An 18,853-nucleotide genomic window follows, 5' to 3' on the forward strand; every position below is an offset into this window, starting at 1 on the left:
AGGTAGATGGCTGGAGCTAGTCTTCGGCGTACCAGGTACGCAGGGTGTTGGCTTCATCGCCCTTCTCTACGTGGCCGTTGGTGGCTTCCGGCAGCGACTGGATGGCCAGGGGGGCATCGGCATAGGCCACGCCGCGCCTGACCTGGGCCGCAGATACCTGGTTTTTGCTGGCGAGCGTGCCGGGGATATGGTCCGCAGGCGGGTCGTTGGCTTCTGCGGTGAATTGCGCTTTCATGAAGTTCACGGTGTTGAACTGGCTCCAGGGCACGGTTTTGTAGATCACGCCATCCCTTAGCCATTCCACCTGGTCGCCATTGCGCTGCTGCACATAGAGCGCCTCGGCTGCCGGCGCGATGTCTTCGCCCAGCTCCCACTGGCCATCTTTGTCCCGATATTCCCAATAGACCTTGGCGCTGGCATTGCCGCGCTTGCCCCAGCCACCCTGTATCCAGGCAATGTCGTCACCACGGCCGTCATCTATGCCGCTCCAGACGGCCACATCCACTACCACCACCGTGTCCTGATACTGTATGCGTGCGCGGCTGCCGTCATACCAGGGTGCATTCCCCAGTTCGTCCTGGTAGCCCTCGTAGCCTCGTGCCAGGGCTGGGGGGCTGCACAGCAGCAGCAATAAGCCACAGGCGCTGGCGCGCCGTTTCCAGATGTTCATGTTTTCCTCCTGCAATCACATTGACGTTATGGGGGCGGGCCTTGCCGGCTGGAGCACCTTGGGGTGCCGGTGCGGCCAGGCATGCCATCGGGCCAGCGCCTGGTCTGCTGTCGGGCAGGCAGGCCTATGCGCTGGTGGCAGGTAGAAGACGAGGCAGTGGGCTAACTTGTGAATTGCATGTCAGGCCTTGAACAGGCGCTAACACTCAGGGCAGGGGGCAAAGACGTACGGTGATGGTGCTTGGGGGATGCCGGTTGCAGGAAAGCGGTGTGCATTGCAGGCAACGCAATTTTGTAGAGCAAGCGCTTGGTATTTTGACGTAACCCCCTCCAGTCCCGCATCATTCGGAAATTCTTCTTCCCGCGGCACCTGGCAGAGTCGGGGTACACCGTCCCAGCGCCAGTCCGATAACAATAGCGAGGTCACACCCCGTGGAACGCGAATTCATGGAATACGACGTGGTAATCGTCGGCGCTGGCCCTTCGGGCCTGAGCGCAGCGATACGCCTCAAGCAACTGGCAGCAGAAAAAGGCTCGGACATCAGCGTCTGTGTGCTGGAGAAGGGCTCGGAAGTCGGTGCCCACATTCTCTCGGGCGCGGTGATTGATCCGATCGCCATGAATGAGTTGTTCCCGGACTGGAAGGAGCGGGGCGCACCGCTCAATGTGCCGGTTACCGAAGACCGCTTCCTGATACTGGAGGAAGACGAGAGCTACCGTATTCCCAATTTCCTGTTGCCGCCCTTGATGAACAATCACGGTAACTTCATCGTCAGCCTGGGCAATGTCTGTCGCTGGCTGGCCAGCCAGGCAGAAGAGCTGGGTGTGGAAATCTACCCGGGCTTTGCTGCCGCAGAGGTGCTCTACCACAGCGATGGTTCGGTCAAGGGCGTGGCCACCGGCGATATGGGCGTGGCCAAGGATGGCAGCCACAAGCCGGAGTACGCACGCGGCATGGAGCTGCATGCGAAGTACACCCTGATCGCCGAGGGGGTGCGTGGTTCGCTGTCCAAGGAGTTGCAAGCGCGCTTCCATCTTCGCGATGGGATAGATCCGCAGAAATTCGGCATAGGCATTAAGGAGCTGTGGAAGGTCGACCCCAAGCAACATCAGCCTGGCCTGGTCATGCATTCGCAGGGCTGGCCGCTCAACAGCAATGCGGGCGGTGGTTCATTCCTCTATCACCTTGACGATAATCAGGTGGTGGTGGGCTTTGTGGTCCACCTCAACTACGAGAACCCCCATCTCAGCCCTTACGATGAGTTCCAGCGCTTCAAGACCCACCCAGCCATCCGTGGCTTTTTTGAAGGTGGCAAGCGTATTGCCTACGGTGCCCGTGCCATCAATGAAGGCGGATTGCAGTCCATTCCCAAGCTGACCTTCCCCGGCGGCGCGCTGATAGGGTGTTCGGCCGGCTTCGTGAACGTGCCCCGTATCAAGGGTAGCCACAATGCCATGAAGAGCGGCATGCTGGCCGCCGAGGCCGCATTTGATGCCATCGCTGGCGGCAGCAATGGGTCGGATGAGCTGGTGGCCTATCCGCAAAAGGTGCGCAGCAGCTGGGTGTGGGACGACCTGGATTCGGTGCGCAATATCAAACCGGCGCTGAGCAAGTTTGGCATGTGGGGCGGCACGGTTTACGGTGGTTTCGATATGTGGTGCCACAGTCTGGGCATACGCCTGCCGTGGACCTTCCGCCACAGCAAGGCTGACCATGAATGCCTCAAGCCGGCGGATGAGTGCAGCCCTATCGATTACCCCAAGCCCGATGGCAAGGTCAGCTTCGACAAGCTCAGTTCGGTGTTTATCTCCAACACCAACCATGAGGAAGATCAGCCCAGCCATCTGCGGCTCAAGGACAGCAGTGTGCCGGTGGCCTTGAACTGGCAGGTCTATGCCGGCCCGGAACAACGCTTCTGCCCTGCGGGTGTGTACGAGTATGTGGGGCAGGAAGAAGGTAAGCCACGGCTGCAGATCAATGCGCAGAACTGTGTGCATTGCAAGACCTGCGATATCAAGGATCCGAGCCAGAACATCAACTGGGTGGTGCCGGAAGGTGGCGGCGGCCCTAATTACCCCAATATGTAATGCAGCAAACACGGCCGGGCGATTGCCCGGCTTTTTTTCCATCATCATAGGTATCGCCAGCAAACTTGGCCTCAGTACCGCCGTGCGCGTGGACATTTGACTCAGCGTGGATCGAGCACACTGTGGTTTCTGGTGATACTTCTATTTTTTAATTATGAATCTGAATCCCTATAGCCCTCCCCAAACCGCACTAGATCAACGCTCGCCAGGGGAGGGTACTAACCCTTCTAAGTCCGAGTTCTATGTGGTATCCCGGCGTAAATTCTTCCTACTTTTCTATCTGACATTAGGTTTCTACGATTACTATTGGTTTTACCGTAACTGGGCTATTTACAAAGCGCGTACTGGTGAATCCATCTGGCCTGTCATGCGTGGCATTTTCCCGATATTTTTTGTCTGGTCCCTGTTTGCAGGCGTCGATCGCTCTCTGAAGCGCGGGCAGCAAACACACTTTTTCAATCATGCACGCCTTGGCAGTGTTTATGTGGTGGCCAGTGTTGTTGGACATGCATGCAATAAGCTGAGTGACAAGAATATAGGCAGCCCGTACACCGACTGGATACCACTGGCCGTTTTCATTACTTTGGGATACACGCTGTGGCAGGCGCAGAAAGCGATCAATATCGCCTGCAACGATCCGCAGGGTGAGTCCAATAGCAGCCTGACCTGGGCGAATTACAGCTGGATGGGAGCAACCCTGCTGATCGTGGCACTGACGCTATACGCAATCGTTAGCGGTGTAGCCGATTAGCAATTGCGAGAAAGGCACTGCCATCGCTTCAATCCCCGCGAGTTGCTTTACGCAATTCAGTATGGGATTGATCCGTTCGCTATATGGCGAGTGGGCTAGTCCTCCGGGTCATACTCCGGGTCGAACACAAAATGCCAGGCATGGCGCTGGTAGCGTATATCGACCCTGAGTACGGTACAGTCCAGCGGTATGGGGCAGCGCGTCATGTCGGTAAAGGACTGCACGGTATAGGTGCCGTCACTAACCTGTTCTGCGGCCACCATAAAGAACAGGGTGGGCTCGAATTCAAAAGTGCAGGTCATACCCTGGTCGACATCGGGCGCGGTGACCATGGGCCGGCCACCCACATGCCAGATGCAATCGATGGTGGCGGGCGGCAGGGTCTGATTGCGTACGCCTACCTGTTGATGCGTCAGGCGCGCGTGGGCATTGCCGGTTGAGGCCATGCTCAGCTGGGGCGAGAGGCCAGAGGGCCGGGTTGCGAGGGCCAATTGGCCGGGGTGCAACACCATGAGGCCGGAGCTGGTACGGGTCTCGTTCCGGTGTTGCATCACCTGCAGGGAGATGGTCGGATCGAACTCGAAGACGCCGTGTGCGCCTGCCGATAGCGCCAGCGTCTGCCAGGCGTGAATACGGATGTTGCTCTCGGCTCTCATGGGGCGCAGGAACACCAGCACGACCTTGCCCCGCATATTGTCGATGTCGGCGGTTACGATGCATGTGGTCATTTTATCGATCCAGCATGAGATGGAGGGGGGCCAACCCGCCGTGCTCTGGCGGGTTGGCACATGGCACCGTTGTGTCAGCGCAGGTGCCGGTGGGCGGGCTTAGCTTGCATCAAAGTCGAAGGTCCACAGGCCTTGATCGCGCGTTACCCCGACATCGACGCTGGTGGCGGTGATGGGCATGATGTACTCGGTCATGTCGGAGAAGTTCTGCACGATATAGGTCTGGCCCACCATGGGTGGCGAAGCGACCATGAAGTAGAAGTGCGGTTCGTACTCGAAGCTCACGGTCATATTGAGATCGACATAGGGCATGGACACCACCGGTTTGTCGTTCACATACCAATTGCTCTGGAACTGGATGAAGGGGTTGGTCTGGTTGATCACGCCACACTGGGCTGGCGTGAGCTTCTCTTGGGCCATGGAAGTCGGCGCCAGTTGCAGCGATGGCGACAGGCCGGCAGGGCTGGTTGCCTGCAACAGCTGGCCGGGGTTGATGATGCTGCGGCCGGAGATGATGACATTGCTGGCGTTCTCGCCGCTGCTGGTGACGTCGGTGGAAATGACGTCCACATACTGGAACGATTCGGTCGAGCCGGCAGAGCCGGTCAGGACCTGCCAGGCATGAATGCGGTAGTTGCGCTGCGGGTTTTGCGGTTTCAGGAATACCAGAACCGTTTTGCCCTGCATGTCCGGGGCATTCATGTGTACATTGAATTGGGTACTCATTGCTGTCTTCCTTCTCGTCAGGCTCTGGTTGGAATCGCAACACCGGGTGAGCCAACCCGGTACTGCGGTTTGGGATCAAGTGATCCCAGCTAGGAACCGCTAGCAAAACCCCGCTGGCGAGGCGGCCGCCGCTGTTTTGGCCTGGCCATAACCACTAGCTGGCTTTTGTTAATGGTCCCTGGCATGTTTAGCTGGCGATAAAGCGATATCTAACCCCCAAGGGGCGGGTCGGGTCGGGGCTGGCAACGACCTGGACCAGTCTGGCGAAGCTGGGTATGCAGTAGGCTGAGGCTTGTTCCAGTTGCTGTTCTGTCACCGGCATGGGGGCGTAATCCGGCGGCATGGGTAGAAACAGCAACTCCTGCCCAGGTGCATAGCGACAGCTGCTACCCGGTTGCAGTCCTTCGTTGCGGCCGACCAGGTTGTCATCGAGATACCAGTCGATGGCCATGATGGCGTCGTTGACCTGGGCAGGCGCGCACACCATGGTGCAGGCAGGGTCTTCGTTACGCTCCACCCAGGCGATCAATACATCCTCGACCTGCGGGACCAGCAGGTAGGCATTGGTTGGCCGCACTGATACGCAAGGGCTGCAGTACTCTGTGCCACCGCGCCGTGCCCAGGCCTGTGCCGATACCCGGCCTGTCCAGCGAAAGCATTCGCGCGCATTGCGTGAGGGATTGAGCCTTAACCAGGGCATGGGTTTGAACGGTACTGCGGCGCTGTCTGTGGCAGCGTCAGGGTCGTACTGCTGGCTGACAAAGACCCAGGTAGCTTGTTCTACGCCGGTATTGGTGAATTCGAACTGCACATTCATGCTTTTCCTCCGGGCCGCTACAGCGGCTTGTCTTTGTAATGAAGACGAGACTCACTCGGGGTTTGTGACGGCTTGCCGCTATTTAATCCAGGCAATTGCAGGGTGGGCGGTGAAGCGGATCAGGAAATTGGCGTAAATGTTCTTGACGGTAGTCTCCGGGGCCGTGCGCACGGTAATGCTGGGTGTGTAGCCCAAGGGTGGGGCAATGCCCGTGGTCAGGGCTTCCGGCGTCATGTAGGTGGAAAACACTGGCGCACCGGTGCCGCCGGTACCTGCGGCAATGGCTTGCTGGTAGTTGTGCTCGTGGGCTTGCAGGGCGTCGTCCTGCGCCGAGCCCACCTGATTGCCCGACCAGCCGCCCGCTGCACTGGCAACACGCTCGGTGGCCTGTGGGTCTCGCAGCAGGCCATCTGGCCCTTGGGCCTGATAGTTCACCCCCCGCAGGAAGCGGCCACGGTAGTCGGGCAGGTTGAAATGGCCGGAGCGGGGTTTGCCGTAGACGTAACCGATGGCCAGGAAAAGCTCGTGGTACTGGGCCAGGCCCAGTGCGCGGCCGTCGCATACCAGCCAGCCTTGGCGTCGCAGATGCAGGTCGTAGGCCTTGCCGGCAGGGTTGGGAAAGGTGCCGCTGCCACCCTGGGGATCGTTGATCGGCCCGGCATATGGCACGATGGCGCCGACTGGAAAGACGGTATCGTCCATCAGCCCGCCTCGCCGCATTCGCGGGCCAGATTGGGCAGGTCGGCACCCTGCTGCAGCATCAGTTGCGAAGTGGCAATCTCGACTTCCCAGCAACTGCTGTCAGGTAGTGGGTGCTGGGTCTCGGGTGACTTGAGCGCGTTGGCCAACAGCAGATCGGCCTTGAATACCGGTGTGAGGTTGGCGGGGCCAAACCAGAAACTGCCTTTTGAGCTGAGATAGTAGAGCAGGGCCAGGCCATGTTGTGCCGGTGCTGCGACCAGCACACGGGCGCTTCCGGCTTCCAGGAAGGCGGTGAAGTCGCCCTGCTCGTTCGGTAGCTGAGTCATCTGCAGCCAGGCTGGACGTTCAGCGTCGTCAGCCGGGAAATAGCGGCCGTAGTAGGTGTAGATCATTTCCTCCCACTCCAGTGTGGTCTGGAAGAAGGGGATCAGCTGGAACTGCAGTACGTCCTGTTGCCAGCCTTGATTACCGTGACGCGCCAGGAAGGGGGCCATCAGACCCTCTATGGCAGTCTGCCGCAGTGCCGTGCGCTCGATCTCGTCGCGTCGCTCGTGGTTGGCGGTGGCCCATTGCCCCGCCAGCATACGCATGCTCTGCAGGTACTGGTCGCGCTGGATGGCATAGGCGGCCAGGATGGCTTGGTAGGTGCTCATCTGCCATTGCAGATAGGCGGGCGCATCGGTGTTGCAACTGCACTGCAGGGTCACTGACACGACAAAATTGACGCCGCTGGCCAGCGCTGCAAGATTCAGCGTGGTGGTGCTCTCCGGTGCCGTGGCTAGCGTCATCTGGCCCGACTGCGTCCCCGCAGTCAGGCTGATGGCCTGGACGATATTGCCCAGCGATATGGCCAGGATGGCGCCTGCCGGTGGGCTGGCTTGGCCATTGCTGGCCGACCAGGCGTAGGCCAGGGTGGCCTGGCTGATGCTATAGCCGGGCGGGATAGCCTGTACGCTGCTGGTCATGGGGGGGTCGTTGCGCAGCAGCGTATCCAATACCAGCTGGGCCGGTGGTGGGGCGACCACGTTGTCGGCCAGGTAGTAATTGGCCAGGGCCGCGTAATTATCCCGATTGATGTCGGCTGCGCTAAGGATGGGGCCGGTAGGGATGGTGGTCGCATCCAGCAGCCAGGGCGGCGTGGGTTGGGTGCTTTGCATGCCATGCAGGGCATTCTGGCGCGCGACATAGCTGGCGGCTGGGTGGGCAAAGACACACTCCAGCACCAGCCCTACGCCGCGATGCCGCAGATCTACCGCATAGACCTCGTCTATCCAGCGGTAGACGGCGGAGAGATGCTGCGGATTACCGGCATTATCGAGCCGACGACTGCGTCGCTCGATGATTTCTTCCTGGCTGCGGTAGCTCCGTTCGGTACTTACTCGCCGGGATACGCGATTGCTGGCCTGCTGCAGTTGCGATTGGGCGTGGCGCCTGGCCTGCTCGGCCAACTGGCCGCTGCTGCTGGTGCTGTCGGTCCAGCTGCCCGTGGTGGTTTCTGACAGGCCGTCATCGCTGTAGCTGCGGCTGAGGTCGTCAAATTCCCGTTTCAGTTGGGTGATCGGCGGATTGGCGGTACGTATCCTGCCATTGGAGTCGCCGCGGCTCTCCTGCCGCTGATGTTCGCTATCCTGGTTGGCCTGTTCTGTGTGCTCCAGCTGTTCATGCTGGACACGATGCTCCGAGCCGCGTTCGGCTGTCTCGCCACGCATCAGGTTTTCCACATGGGCCAGGGCGCCCAGCTTGTAGCGCAGCAGGCGCTGCCGCAGGGTCATCATCGCCGCCAGGCCCAAAGGCCGACAGTAACCTGGCTGGGCCTGGCTACCCGCGCTGCTGACGGGCACGGGTATGGCGTCCGGCAGCAGGATGCTGGCGCACAGCAGCGATTGCAGGCTGACGGCATCGTTGCTCCAGGGCGGCTGGCTGGCCAGCGCGACGGCAATATGGCAGGCCTGCAATGCCCGTATCAGCCCGTCCCTGTTGTCTGTCTCCGGTGGCGGGCCAGACAAACCCAGCAGCAGTAGCGCCGTCAGGCTGTCCTGCATTCTGGGCAGGCTGCTGGCGTAGGCGGTGGAGGCCAGAAATTCGGGCAGTGGCATGCCCAGCAGCAGTTCCAGTGCCTGCTGCAGTTGGCTGGCATGGTCTGGCCGCATATCCAGCACTGCGAGCAGGGCAGGGCCACACAGCTTGTCCATGGGCGGGGGGAGTTGTGCCACAGCGGCCACGTAGGCGCCGGGATAGTGTTGTGAGTTGGGAGAGATATAGTCGGTGGCGATAGCTTGCGCGTCGGCCGGGGTGGCCAGTAAGGCTGATTGAAAAGCACCCTGGTTGTCGATGGCGATAAAACGGGTCGCCAAGGCGACTGCGCAGGCAGGCCGTACGCCACGTGGGTAGAGCAGGCAGGCAAAGTCATGGGCAGAATCCAGCAGCACGCCGTCGGGTGGCGGGTGATGCGGCAGCAGCGGCTCGGGCGCCGGTGCGTCGATAGGCAGGCAGGCCAGTTCCAGCTCATCGCCCAGGGGGCAGCTCACCAGCCAGACCAGTTGCAGCTTGGCCTGGCCATTGGCTTCCACTTTGAGTACCACGGTGATTTCCAGGCAGATGCCGCTGGCTTCGATACCACTGGACCAGATAGGGCAGGCAGGCTGCAGAATGGCGTGCGCTGCCAGCAGCGTGCCATCGAGCCGGGCAGTCAGTGTCACCTGCAGGCGACTGTAGTCGCTACCGGCAATATCCCATTCCAATGCCAGTTGCTGGCCGCTGGGTAAGGGTAGGCAGATGCTGTCCTCGCGGTTCGCTATGCCTGCGTGGGGCAGGCTGATGTGCCAGTCGGCCAGGGCATGGGTTTCTTCCTGCGGCTTGCCTATGCCATGCAGCATCATCAGGTGCCAGGCGTATGGCGCCATGGCCAGCCATAGCCTTACCCAGCAGCGTTCCTCACCATCGCAGAGCTGCAGCAAGCAGGTAGGGTGCTCGGCATTGAGCCAGGCCAGCTGCACGTCCTGCCCCAGCCGTACCGTGCATTCCACCCGCCAGCCGCTGCCTATTGGGTGGGCATGCCAGCTGATGTAGAGCGGGCCACATTGCTGCTCACCCTGCATGGGCTCGCATAGAACAGGGACTGGCGCTGTCATTCTTCCACTCCGTCGGCGCTGGCATAGCAATTGGCGGTCAAGGAGGAGACGCCATGGAATATCTCGTTCAGGGTGTGCCGCACTATGCTGGTGTCGGTGGGGACCAGGGAGATATCGAGATAGCTCTTGAGGGCGCTGACCAGATGGCGCCTGGCTTCCTGCACCCGCTTACGTGCGTTGACCTGGGAGATGTCCTGCCAGTGGGCAATTTCTTCATACGAGAGATTGTCGACAAAGCGCAGCGTGGCGACGGAACGCAGGCGGTCTGGCAGCGCGGCAAAGGCGCGTTGTATCTGGCGTGCCAGTTCATCGTCCAGCAACTGCTGTTCGGGCGAGCTGGGGCTGCTCTGGCCGAGCATGATGTCCATGCCTTGCAGTCGCTGGGTTTCGGCGATACGGCACCGCTGCTGGTCGATGAACTTGTTCTGGGCGACCTGGCGTAACCAGCCGCCCAGATGCCGGATACGGCGCAAGGCATCGGGGGACTCGGTGTAGATGCGCAGGACGACCTGGCTGAACAGATCATTGGCGTCGTCGGTGTTGCCACCGGACAGGCGGCGGCAGTGATACAGCAGGTAGGGACGGTACTGCTTCAGGAAGTTTTCCAGGGACCTGTGCTCTCGCAAGGCCAGACTTTCGATCAATTGCTGTTCGGTGCGTGAGCCTGACGGCCCGTTCAAGGCGTGCTGATTCCCCACAATGATTTCCTCCGGCTTTTTTTCGTATCGGCTGGTATTGCCGTCCAGGACGCGTCAAGGCGCCTGGGCTACTCACGACGAAGAGCAACGGTGCGAGCAACTCAAAGACGAGTGGCCGTGGAGGGTTGTGAAGTATTTCTGGAGAGGGCGATCAGCAATCGCGGCGGTCGTGGCCTAAATCGGACGCTTGGCCGGTGCTGTGCCGGCTATCTCGCTGCCGTGCTTGCTGGCAGGGGGTAACACTGCGTAGAAAGAGGAGGGTCGCCTGCGAGAATTGGCAGGGTGGTGATGGCATGCTTTGTGCCCGCCGGATACGAAAGGGCGGCTTGACTGGCGCGAGGAAGTGGGCCGGTATGCTGCGCAAGGCGTTACACTGGCGGCCCCACAAACCAGTACCTCGGCTATCGTATTGACCATACGATGTGATACCGGCCGTGCTGTTGGATGAACTGCCGCAAGCGTGCCTGTTACCTGTTGCTATCCCTGTTTACGCCAGCGCCATCGCTGCGTGGCCTGTCGGCTGCCTAACCACCATGAGTGAGATCAACCAAGCCACGCTAGCGGGCCGCCATACCGTGGCGGAACGCGTGGCCCGGTTTTCGCCGGGGGTGGCATTGCGTCTGCGCCAGGCCGTGTTGCAAGCGGGCTTGCAGTACCCGCCACGGCATCTGGCCTACCTGGCCTTCAAGGCTGAGCGCGAGCTGTGGGTGTATGGGCGCGATGAGGCGCAGGGGCTGTGGCGGTGCATCAAGGCCTATCCGGTGCTGGCCGCCAGCGGCGAAGCCGGGCCCAAGCTGCGTGAGGGTGATGGGCAGGTTCCGGAAGGTTTCTACCAGGCGGAGTTGCTGAACCCCAATAGCCGTTACCATCTTTCGATCAGGCTGGACTACCCCAATGCATTTGATCGGCAGATGGCCATGCAGGCTGGCAGAACGCAATTGGGCGGCGACATCATGATTCATGGTGGCGCCCGTTCGACGGGCTGTCTGGCCATGGGGGACGAGGCTGCCGAGGATCTGTTCATCCTGGCTGCGCTGGCCGGCAAGGCGCAGCTGCGCATCCTGGTGGGGCCATGGGATTTCCGGCGCAAGCCTGTGCTGCTGCCGGCTGCGGCGCCAGACTGGTTGCCGGGTTTATATGCGTCCTTGCATACGGCACTGGCAGATTATCCGCTGCAGGACTGAGCACTCGACTGCATGCAAAGCCTCATAACAACACCCATAACAAAACCAGCTTCCCATAGGGGGCAGGAAGGAAACATGTTGAAACTGAATCGGCGCAACCGTCTGGGGGGCGTGCTACTGGCCTTGCTACTCAATGTGGGCGCCATGGCGGCGGACGTTGGCCGGCTGACCCAGGCTCTGCAGATAGATGCGCAAGCCATTGATGCCCACCTCAAGCAGTGGCTGCAGGCAAGGCAGATTCCTGGTGCTGCCCTGGCTATCGTGGAGCGGGGCGAGGTCAGATTGCTGCGCAGCTATGGCCTGGCCAATGTAGAGCACCAGGTGCCGGTCAGGCCGGAAACGGTGTTTCAGTCGGGATCTGTGGGCAAGCAGATGACTGCCGTCGCAGTCATGCTGCTGGTGCAGGATGGCAAGCTGAAGCTGGACGACAAGCTGGCCCGCCACCTGCCGCAAGTCCCTGCCAGCTGGCGCAACATGACGGTGCGGCATCTGCTTACCCATACTTCGGGCCTGCCGGAGGACTGGCCGGAGAAGTTTGACTATCGGCGCGACTACAGCGAGCCGGAGCTGGCGCGCTACATCATGGGTATGCCGCTGCAGGCCAAGCCTGGCGAGCGCTGGCAATACAGCAACCCTGGCTATGTTTTGCTGGGGGTGTTGGTCAGCAAGCTGGCAGGGCAGTTCTATGGTGATTTCCTGCAGCAGCGGGTATTTATGCCGCTGGGCATGGATACCGCCAGGGTGATCAGCGAACGCGATATCGTGCCGCATCGTGCTGCCGGTTATCAGTTGATCGATGGCCGACTGAAGAACCAGGACTGGGTGTCGCCCACGCTCAATACCACGGCAGATGGCTCGCTCTATGTGGGCCTGCAGGACATGATCAAATGGGATGCATCGCTGCGCAATGCCACCCTGCTGACACCTGAGCATCTGGCCGAGCTGTGGCAGCCGGTGCGGCTCAATAACGGCAAGCGCCACCCCTATGGGTTGGGGTGGGAGCTGGGCCAGCGCAGCGGGCGGGAGTGGCTCTACCATGATGGTGCCTGGCAGGGTTTTGAATCCTACGCTGCGCGCTACCGTGACGGCGGCCTGAGCCTGGTGGTGCTGCTCAACCGTAGCGATGCCGGCGTGGTTGAGCTGGCCGACGGCCTGATGAAGCTGCTGGAGCCTGCTGCTACTACGCCTTAGTGCCAAGGTGATGGCGGAGGGTGAACGCCTTTGCGCTAAGCGGCAGGCAGATGAGTGGCCAAGGCCTGGCGCCAGCCATGGCCTATCGCTCTTGCCGCCTGCAATACCAGTTCGCGGGCGGCATCGGGGCGCTTGCCTGCCCGATAGGCCATCATGACCTCCCATTCCCACAGCGGCAGATCGCTGAGTTCCAGCACCTTGAGCTGTCCGCGCGACAATTCGCGCAATGCGGCGATGGCCGGCATAAATACGATGAAACCGTGCTCCAGTGCCAGCTCGCAAGCCGTGGTGGCGGGCTGATTGGTATGCAGGGGCAAGGGCGCACGGCGGTGCTGGCGCAATAGCCTGACCAGTGCCTCTGCATCCTGCCCCCACCATTGCGGCGAGATACGGGCGTCGGCAATGGCCGCCAGGGGCAGGGGGCCAGACTGCGCCAGCGGGTGGTCCGCCGCCACCATGGCGACAATGGGGGAGCGCGCCAGCATTTCCAGCTGTATGCCGGTAATGGTGGGGCGGTTGAATACGAAAGCCACTTTAAGCCGGCCTGCCAGTACACGCTCCATCAGTTCGGGCGAGTGATCGGTGTGGCAGAACAATTCCACTGGCTGCTCGGCCAGGGCGGCCACCAAAGGGCTGAAAACCAGTGAAGCCAGCGAGGGAGGGCAGCCCACGCGCGCCTCGGGCAGCACGGCGGCGCCCTGTATGGCCTGTCGGCCCTGGCTCAATTCGGATAGCGCACGCTTGACTGACTCGAGGTACAGCAGGCAAGCCGGGGTGGCGACTGCACCGCGACGATGGCGTTGGAACAGCTGGGTGCCGAGGCTGGACTCCAGCTGGGCGATGCGCTGGCTGACCTGGGGTTGCGACCAGCCACGGGCGGCGGCGGCCTGGCTGAAGCTGCCACGCTCGGCGACATCCCGCAGCAGTTCGAGATCGCTGATCAATAGAGACATAATGATTTCTTATAAGAACTATAAGTGATGGTGGTGTTCCTGCATGGCAGGATAAGCCAGACAATACGGCCATCACAAGACCCTTGTCTGACACGCCATGCCTACCCAACCGTCATTTGCCCGTATCGAGACTGAACGCCTGCTGCTGCGTGCGCCGGTGGCGTCGGATGTGGCGGCGCTGTATGAGATATTCGGCGATGCGGCGACCTGCCTGCACAACCCTGCCGGCCCACTGGCTAGCCCTGAAGCGGCTGCCGATGTGCTGTGGCGCTGGCAGATGCACTGGGCACGCCATGGTTTTGGCTTGTGGGTGATCTGCCAGCGCGATGCGCCGCAGGTGGTGCTGGGTTTTGGTGGCTTGTCCTGGCGGGAATACGGCCAGCAGCAACGCCTCAATCTGGGTTTTCGCTTCCGCCCCTCGGCATGGGGGCAGGGCTATGCGACCGAACTGGGCCGCATGGCGTTGGCTATGGCGTTCGATACCCTGGGCGCAACCGAAGTCTGTGGCCTGGTTCGGCCCGGCAATACCGGCTCCCGTCGGGTATTGGAGAAGCTGGGCATGCTGCCTCACGGCGAACTGCGCGACTTTCCCTGGCTGGATGCCAGCCTGGTTTACCGGATACCGGCGGAGCGTCGGGCCAGCAACGAAGCTGAACCGCATGCGACGGGCCGCCCTGAGCGTGTGATGGCTGAACGCCTGGCTGCCTGAGCCAGCGTAGCCGTTTAGCCTTGCGGCCTGGCCAAGTGGGCCAGTGGCAGGGCGGTGGTCTGCTTGATGGCTTGCAGCACAAAGCTGGATTTCACATCCACCACCCCAGGGTGCTGCAGCAGCGTATCCATGACAAAGCGCGAGAAGTGGGCGAGGTCCTCGAAAACCACCCTGAGCAGGTAATCCATTTCACCTGCCATGGCATGGCAGGTGACCACCTCGGGCCAGCCTTGCACGGCCTGGGCAAAGGCGGCGAACTGTCGTTCACGTTTGTCCAGCATTACCCGTACAAAGGCTTCTAGCCCCAGGCCTATCTTGGCCGGTTCTAGCAGCGCCACATACTGTGCAATCACGCCTTCCTGTTCCAGCCGTTTCAAGCGCCTGAGGGTAGGTGAGGGCGAAAGATTGATCGCCTCGGCCAGCTCCAGGTTGCTGAGGCGCCCTTCTTGCTGCAGCACCGACAGGATTTTCAGGTCGGTTTTATCCAGCTCAATCATTTCTTTGCTCGAATTGGTTCAATATTGGCATTTTATGCCAATGCTGCGCTGCTTCCGAGCCCAATTTGCTAGCACATTGCGCGGCAGAATTCGTATCCTGTCGGCACAGACAAACTAGGATGCGCAGGCTATGTGCGTCCATTTCCCACACTGGATAGAGGGCAGCAGCAATGGCAGATCTTTATGAAAACCCGATGGGTCTGATGGGCTTCGAGTTCGTGGAATTCGCGTCGCCCACACCCAATGTGCTCGAGCCGCTGTTCGAGAAGATGGGCTTCACATTGGTGGCACGCCATCGCTCCAAGGATGTGCTGCTTTATCGCCAGGGCGATATCAACTTCATCGTCAACCGCGAGCCCAGGAGTGTGGCTGCCTATTTCACCGCCGAGCATGGTCCATCGGCTTGCGGCCTGGCTTTCCGGGTCAAGGATGCGCACAAGGCCTACAACCGCGCGCTTGAGCTGGGGGCACAACCTATTGATATCCCCACTGGCCCGATGGAACTGAAGCTGCCTGCCATCAAGGGTATTGGTGGTGCACCGCTATACCTGATCGACCGCTTTGAAGAAGGCAAGTCGATCTACGATATCGACTTCGAGTTTATTGAAGGCGTGGATCGCCATCCCAAGGGGCATGGCTTCAAGGTGGTGGATCACCTGACCCACAATGTGTATCGCGGCCGCATGAAATTCTGGGCCGAGTTCTATGAGCACCTGTTCAATTTCCGCGAGATACGCTACTTCGATATCAAGGGTGAGTACACCGGCCTGACCTCGCGGGCGATGACTGCGCCGGACGGCATGATACGTATCCCGCTGAACGAAGAGTCCTCCAAGGGTTCGGGCCAGATCGAGGAATTCCTGATGAAGTTCAACGGTGAAGGCATACAGCATATTGCCCTGTTCACCGATGACCTGCTGCGCAGCATAGACCTGCTGCGCGAGGCGGGTATCCCATTGATGACTGCGCCGCGCGATACCTATTACGAAATGCTGGAAGAGCGCCTGCCGGGCCATGGCGAGAATGTTGAGGCGCTGCGTACGCGCGGTATCCTGCTGGATGGCACTACCGAGGGCGACAAGCGTCTGCTGCTGCAGATATTCTCGGAAACCGTGCTGGGCCCGGTGTTCTTCGAGTTCATCCAGCGCAAGGGTGACGATGGCTTTGGCGAAGGCAACTTCAAGGCCTTGTTTGAATCGCTGGAGCGTGACCAGATACGCCGTGGCGTACTGAAGGCGGAGGCCTGACATGAAGATAGATCGCATCCATCACGTGGCGTACCGCTGCAAGGACGCCAAGGAAACCGTGCTGTGGTACCAGCAGATGCTGAAGATGGATTTCATGCTGGCGATTTCGGAGGACCATGTGCCTTCGACCAAGGCAGCTGACCCCTATATGCATATTTTCATGGATGCAGGCCAGGGCAATGTGCTGGCATTCTTCGAGCTGCCTACCCAGCCCGAGATGGGGCGCGACCCCAATACCCCGGCGTGGGTGCAGCATATTGCCTTCAAGGTGAAGGATCGCGAGACCTTGCTTGAGTACCGCGCCCATCTGGAAGCCAATGGGGTCGATGTACTGGGGGTGACCGATCACGGTGCTTTCCATTCGATCTACTTCTTTGATCCGAACGGCCACAGGCTGGAACTGGCCTGCCCGGACCCGGATGAGGAGAATATGCTCAAGCGCCTGGATGAGGTGAAGTGGGAGATGCTGGAGGAGTGGTCGCGTACCAAGCGTGCACCCAAGCAAGGCGCCTTCCTGCATGAGCGTGAATTCCGGAATTGAGCGGATCATGAGCACCTATATCGATTCTGCCGCTGCACCGGAAGAACGCGTCAAGCACGGCCTGGCGGCGGGCGATGCCGCACCGCCCAGCCCGGACTGGACCATAGACCAGGGTTGGGAGAACTACACCGCTGAAGAGCATGGTGTCTGGAAAACGCTGTACGAGCGGCAGACCAAGCTGCTGCCTGGGCGAGCCTGCGATGCCTATGTGGAGGGCATGCGTGACCTGCCCATGGGGCCGGATGAGATACCGGATTTTCGCAAGCTGTCCGAGACCCTGATGCGCAAGACGGGCTGGCAGATTGTTGCCGTGCCTGGCTTGGTGCCAGACGATGTGTTCTTCGAGCACCTGGCCAATCGGCGTTTCCCGGCGGGCAACTTTATCCGCAAGCCGCACGAGCTGGACTACCTGGAAGAGCCGGACGTGTTCCATGATGTGTTCGGCCATGTGCCCATGCTGATGAACAAGGTGTTCGCGGATTACATCCAGGCCTATGGCGCGGGTGGCTTGCGGGCGCACAAGCTGGGTACGCTGAAGAATCTGGCGCGGGTGTATTGGTATACGGTGGAGTTTGGGCTGGTGCAGCAGAGCGACGGCCTGCGTATCTATGGTGCGGGCATCGCCTCGTCCTATACCGAGAGCATCTTCTCGCTGGATGACGCCTCGCCCAATCGCATCCGCTTTGATCTGGAAAGGGTGATGCGCACCAACTACCGCATCGATGATTTCCAGGAAGTCTATTTCGTGCTGAACAACCTCGACGAACTGCTGGAGCTGGACCGCATCGACTTTGCGCCGCTATATGCGCGCATCCAGTCGCAGCCAGAGCTGCAGCCGGGCGACATACTGCCTGTCGACGAAGTGCTGCATCGGGGTACAGGCGTCTATCATGGCGCGAAGAAAGCATAAGGGGGCTGCTGTAAACCTCAGCTCGTCGCAACAGGATGTCGCACGCGAAGCATGTACATCGCCATATTCGCCATATCAGCGATATGCCGCGTTGAAATTTTTTGCTCGCATCCTGTCTTGCCTGGAAGCTGAGGTTGCTGCCCGTCCCCATAACATAGGAACTCAAGCATGAAACTCGCTAGTCTCAAGCATGGCCGCGATGGCCGACTCGTCGTGGTCAGCCGTGATCTCAAGCACTATGTGGCAGTCCCGGACATTGCGCCCACCATGCAGGCGGCGCTCGATGATTGGGCGCATATCGAGCCGCAGCTGCGCAAGGTATCGGAACAGCTGAACAGCGGCCATGAGGGCCGTGCCCAGGTATTCGACCCTGCACAGTGTGCGGCGCCGCTGCCGCGTGCCTATCAATGGGTGGATGGCTCGGCCTACCTGAACCATGTGGAACTGGTGCGCAAGGCTCGTAATGCGGAAATGCCGCCCTCGTTCTATACCGATCCGCTGATGTACCAAGGTGGCTCGGACGATATGCTGGGCGCCCGTGATCCCATCTCCATCCTGGACGAGGCCTGGGGTACCGATCTCGAGGCTGAGGTGGCCGTAATTACCGATGATGTGCCCAAGGGCACCAGCGCCGAGGAAGCAGCACGGCATGTGCGGCTGGTGATGCTGGTCAACGATGTCAGCCTGCGTAACCTGATACCGAACGAGTTGGCCAAGGGTTTTGGCTTTGTGCTGTCCAAGCCGGCCAGCGCATTCAGCCCCGTAGCTGTGACCCTAGATGAGCTGGAAGGCCATTGGCAGGACAATCGCCTGCACCTGCCGCTGCGGGTGTGGCTCAATGGCGAGTGGTTTGGCGAGCCCAATGCCGGCGAGGAAATGACGTTCAGCCACGCCGACCTGATTGCCCACCTGGCCCGTACCCGCAAGCTGGGCGCGGGTTCCATCGTGGGCTCCGGCACCATCTCCAACAAGGATCGCGCCCGTGGCTCCTGCTGTCTGGCGGAAGTCCGCATGATAGAAACCATAGAGCAGGGTGCGCCCAAGACGCCTTTCCTCAAGGCGGGCGATACCGTCAAGATCGATATGTGGGATGGGGCAGGCAAGTCCATCTTTGGCGCCATCGAGCAGACTGTCGTACTGGGTCAGTAGGCTTGACTGGTAGTACCGATCAGGGCGGGTGGGCATGGTGCGCAAGCGTGCCGGGCCTGCCTGCCCTGATTGTTTCTGCGGCTGGTTGCCCGTGTGGTGATATGGCCGGTGCATGGCATACACTATCGACCTCACCGTTGTGAGTGGGGAACGCTATCTACG

Annotated in this window: 18 protein-coding genes; 9 read left to right on the forward strand and 9 right to left on the reverse strand. The window is 60.5% G+C overall.

Annotation, left to right across the window (positions count from 1 at the left end):
• Window positions 1-16: 16 nt before the first annotated feature.
• Window positions 17-670: a hypothetical protein gene (locus V7714_RS01740; RefSeq protein ID WP_335387536.1), complete on the reverse strand. Its 654-nt coding sequence runs from the start codon at window positions 668-670 to the stop codon at window positions 17-19.
• A 446-nt stretch (window positions 671-1,116) separates the two neighbouring features.
• On the opposite strand from V7714_RS01740, the gene V7714_RS01745 reads away from it, so the two are divergent.
• Together V7714_RS01745 and V7714_RS01750 are read left to right on the forward strand one after the other, a co-directional pair.
• Window positions 1,117-2,757, forward strand: a complete 1,641-nt coding sequence (locus V7714_RS01745) for an electron transfer flavoprotein-ubiquinone oxidoreductase (RefSeq protein ID WP_335387752.1) — start codon at window positions 1,117-1,119, stop codon at window positions 2,755-2,757.
• A gap of 154 nt (window positions 2,758-2,911) precedes the next feature.
• Window positions 2,912-3,508, forward strand: a complete 597-nt coding sequence (locus V7714_RS01750; RefSeq protein ID WP_335387538.1) for a hypothetical protein — start codon at window positions 2,912-2,914, stop codon at window positions 3,506-3,508.
• Between the two features lie 95 nt (window positions 3,509-3,603).
• Here the strand turns inward: V7714_RS01750 and V7714_RS01755 are convergent, their stop codons facing one another.
• From V7714_RS01755 to V7714_RS01780, 6 genes are all read right to left on the reverse strand, one after another.
• Entirely contained in the window at window positions 3,604-4,236 is a 633-nt protein-coding gene (locus V7714_RS01755; RefSeq protein WP_335387539.1) for a hypothetical protein, read from the reverse strand.
• Window positions 4,237-4,335: 99 nt separating this feature from the next.
• Window positions 4,336-4,962, reverse strand: coding sequence for a hypothetical protein (locus V7714_RS01760; protein WP_290332697.1), 627 nt, complete (start codon window positions 4,960-4,962; stop codon window positions 4,336-4,338).
• 187 nt (window positions 4,963-5,149) lie between these two features.
• Window positions 5,150-5,779 (reverse strand): hypothetical protein, encoded by a 630-nt coding sequence (locus tag V7714_RS01765; RefSeq protein ID WP_335387541.1) that lies wholly within the window; start codon window positions 5,777-5,779, stop codon window positions 5,150-5,152.
• A gap of 78 nt (window positions 5,780-5,857) precedes the next feature.
• A complete protein-coding gene (locus tag V7714_RS01770) occupies window positions 5,858-6,481 on the reverse strand; it encodes a phage tail protein (protein WP_335387542.1) in 624 nt (207 codons plus the stop codon).
• Window positions 6,481-9,612: a hypothetical protein gene (locus V7714_RS01775; protein ID WP_335387544.1), complete on the reverse strand. Its 3,132-nt coding sequence runs from the start codon at window positions 9,610-9,612 to the stop codon at window positions 6,481-6,483. The genes V7714_RS01770 and V7714_RS01775 overlap by 1 nt, the downstream gene beginning before the upstream one ends.
• The gene (locus V7714_RS01780; protein WP_335387545.1) at window positions 9,609-10,310 is read right to left on the reverse strand and encodes an RNA polymerase sigma factor; all 702 of its coding nucleotides are present in this window, start codon (window positions 10,308-10,310) and stop codon (window positions 9,609-9,611) included. Before V7714_RS01780 ends, V7714_RS01775 begins: the two co-directional genes overlap by 4 nt.
• Before the next feature lie 533 nt (window positions 10,311-10,843).
• On the opposite strand from V7714_RS01780, the gene V7714_RS01785 reads away from it, so the two are divergent.
• Both V7714_RS01785 and V7714_RS01790 read left to right on the forward strand, forming a co-directional pair.
• Window positions 10,844-11,494 (forward strand): L,D-transpeptidase family protein, encoded by a 651-nt coding sequence (locus V7714_RS01785; RefSeq protein WP_335387546.1) that lies wholly within the window; start codon window positions 10,844-10,846, stop codon window positions 11,492-11,494.
• Between the two features lie 75 nt (window positions 11,495-11,569).
• The gene (locus V7714_RS01790) at window positions 11,570-12,685 is read left to right on the forward strand and encodes a serine hydrolase domain-containing protein (RefSeq protein ID WP_335387547.1); all 1,116 of its coding nucleotides are present in this window, start codon (window positions 11,570-11,572) and stop codon (window positions 12,683-12,685) included.
• Between the two features lie 35 nt (window positions 12,686-12,720).
• Here V7714_RS01790 and V7714_RS01795 read toward each other — a convergent pair whose 3' ends face one another.
• The gene (locus V7714_RS01795; protein WP_335387548.1) at window positions 12,721-13,638 is read right to left on the reverse strand and encodes a LysR family transcriptional regulator; all 918 of its coding nucleotides are present in this window, start codon (window positions 13,636-13,638) and stop codon (window positions 12,721-12,723) included.
• 97 nt (window positions 13,639-13,735) lie between these two features.
• On the opposite strand from V7714_RS01795, the gene V7714_RS01800 reads away from it, so the two are divergent.
• Window positions 13,736-14,347, forward strand: a complete 612-nt coding sequence (locus tag V7714_RS01800) for a GNAT family N-acetyltransferase (RefSeq protein ID WP_335387549.1) — start codon at window positions 13,736-13,738, stop codon at window positions 14,345-14,347.
• Window positions 14,348-14,361: 14 nt separating this feature from the next.
• On the opposite strand, the gene V7714_RS01805 is transcribed toward V7714_RS01800, so the two are convergent.
• Entirely contained in the window at window positions 14,362-14,844 is a 483-nt protein-coding gene (locus V7714_RS01805) for an Lrp/AsnC family transcriptional regulator (RefSeq protein WP_284196503.1), read from the reverse strand.
• A 170-nt stretch (window positions 14,845-15,014) separates the two neighbouring features.
• Here V7714_RS01805 and hppD point away from each other — a divergent pair, with 170 nt between their 5' ends.
• The 4 genes from hppD (at window position 15,015) to V7714_RS01825 (ending at window position 18,691) form a co-directional block, all read left to right on the forward strand.
• On the forward strand, window positions 15,015-16,091 hold the full coding sequence (gene hppD, locus V7714_RS01810) for a 4-hydroxyphenylpyruvate dioxygenase (RefSeq protein ID WP_290332706.1): 1,077 nt from the start codon (window positions 15,015-15,017) through the stop codon (window positions 16,089-16,091).
• Between the two features lies 1 nt (window position 16,092).
• A complete protein-coding gene (locus tag V7714_RS01815; protein ID WP_335387550.1) occupies window positions 16,093-16,632 on the forward strand; it encodes a VOC family protein in 540 nt (179 codons plus the stop codon).
• A 7-nt stretch (window positions 16,633-16,639) separates the two neighbouring features.
• Window positions 16,640-17,542, forward strand: a complete 903-nt coding sequence (gene phhA, locus V7714_RS01820; RefSeq protein ID WP_335387552.1) for a phenylalanine 4-monooxygenase — start codon at window positions 16,640-16,642, stop codon at window positions 17,540-17,542.
• Window positions 17,543-17,710: 168 nt separating this feature from the next.
• On the forward strand, window positions 17,711-18,691 hold the full coding sequence (locus V7714_RS01825; RefSeq protein WP_335387554.1) for a fumarylacetoacetate hydrolase family protein: 981 nt from the start codon (window positions 17,711-17,713) through the stop codon (window positions 18,689-18,691).
• The last annotated feature ends 162 nt before the right edge of the window (window positions 18,692-18,853 follow it).

Origin of the sequence: Chitinimonas sp. JJ19 (assembly GCF_036961565.1) — a bacterium.
Lineage (GTDB): Bacteria > Pseudomonadota > Gammaproteobacteria > Burkholderiales > Chitinimonadaceae > Chitinimonas.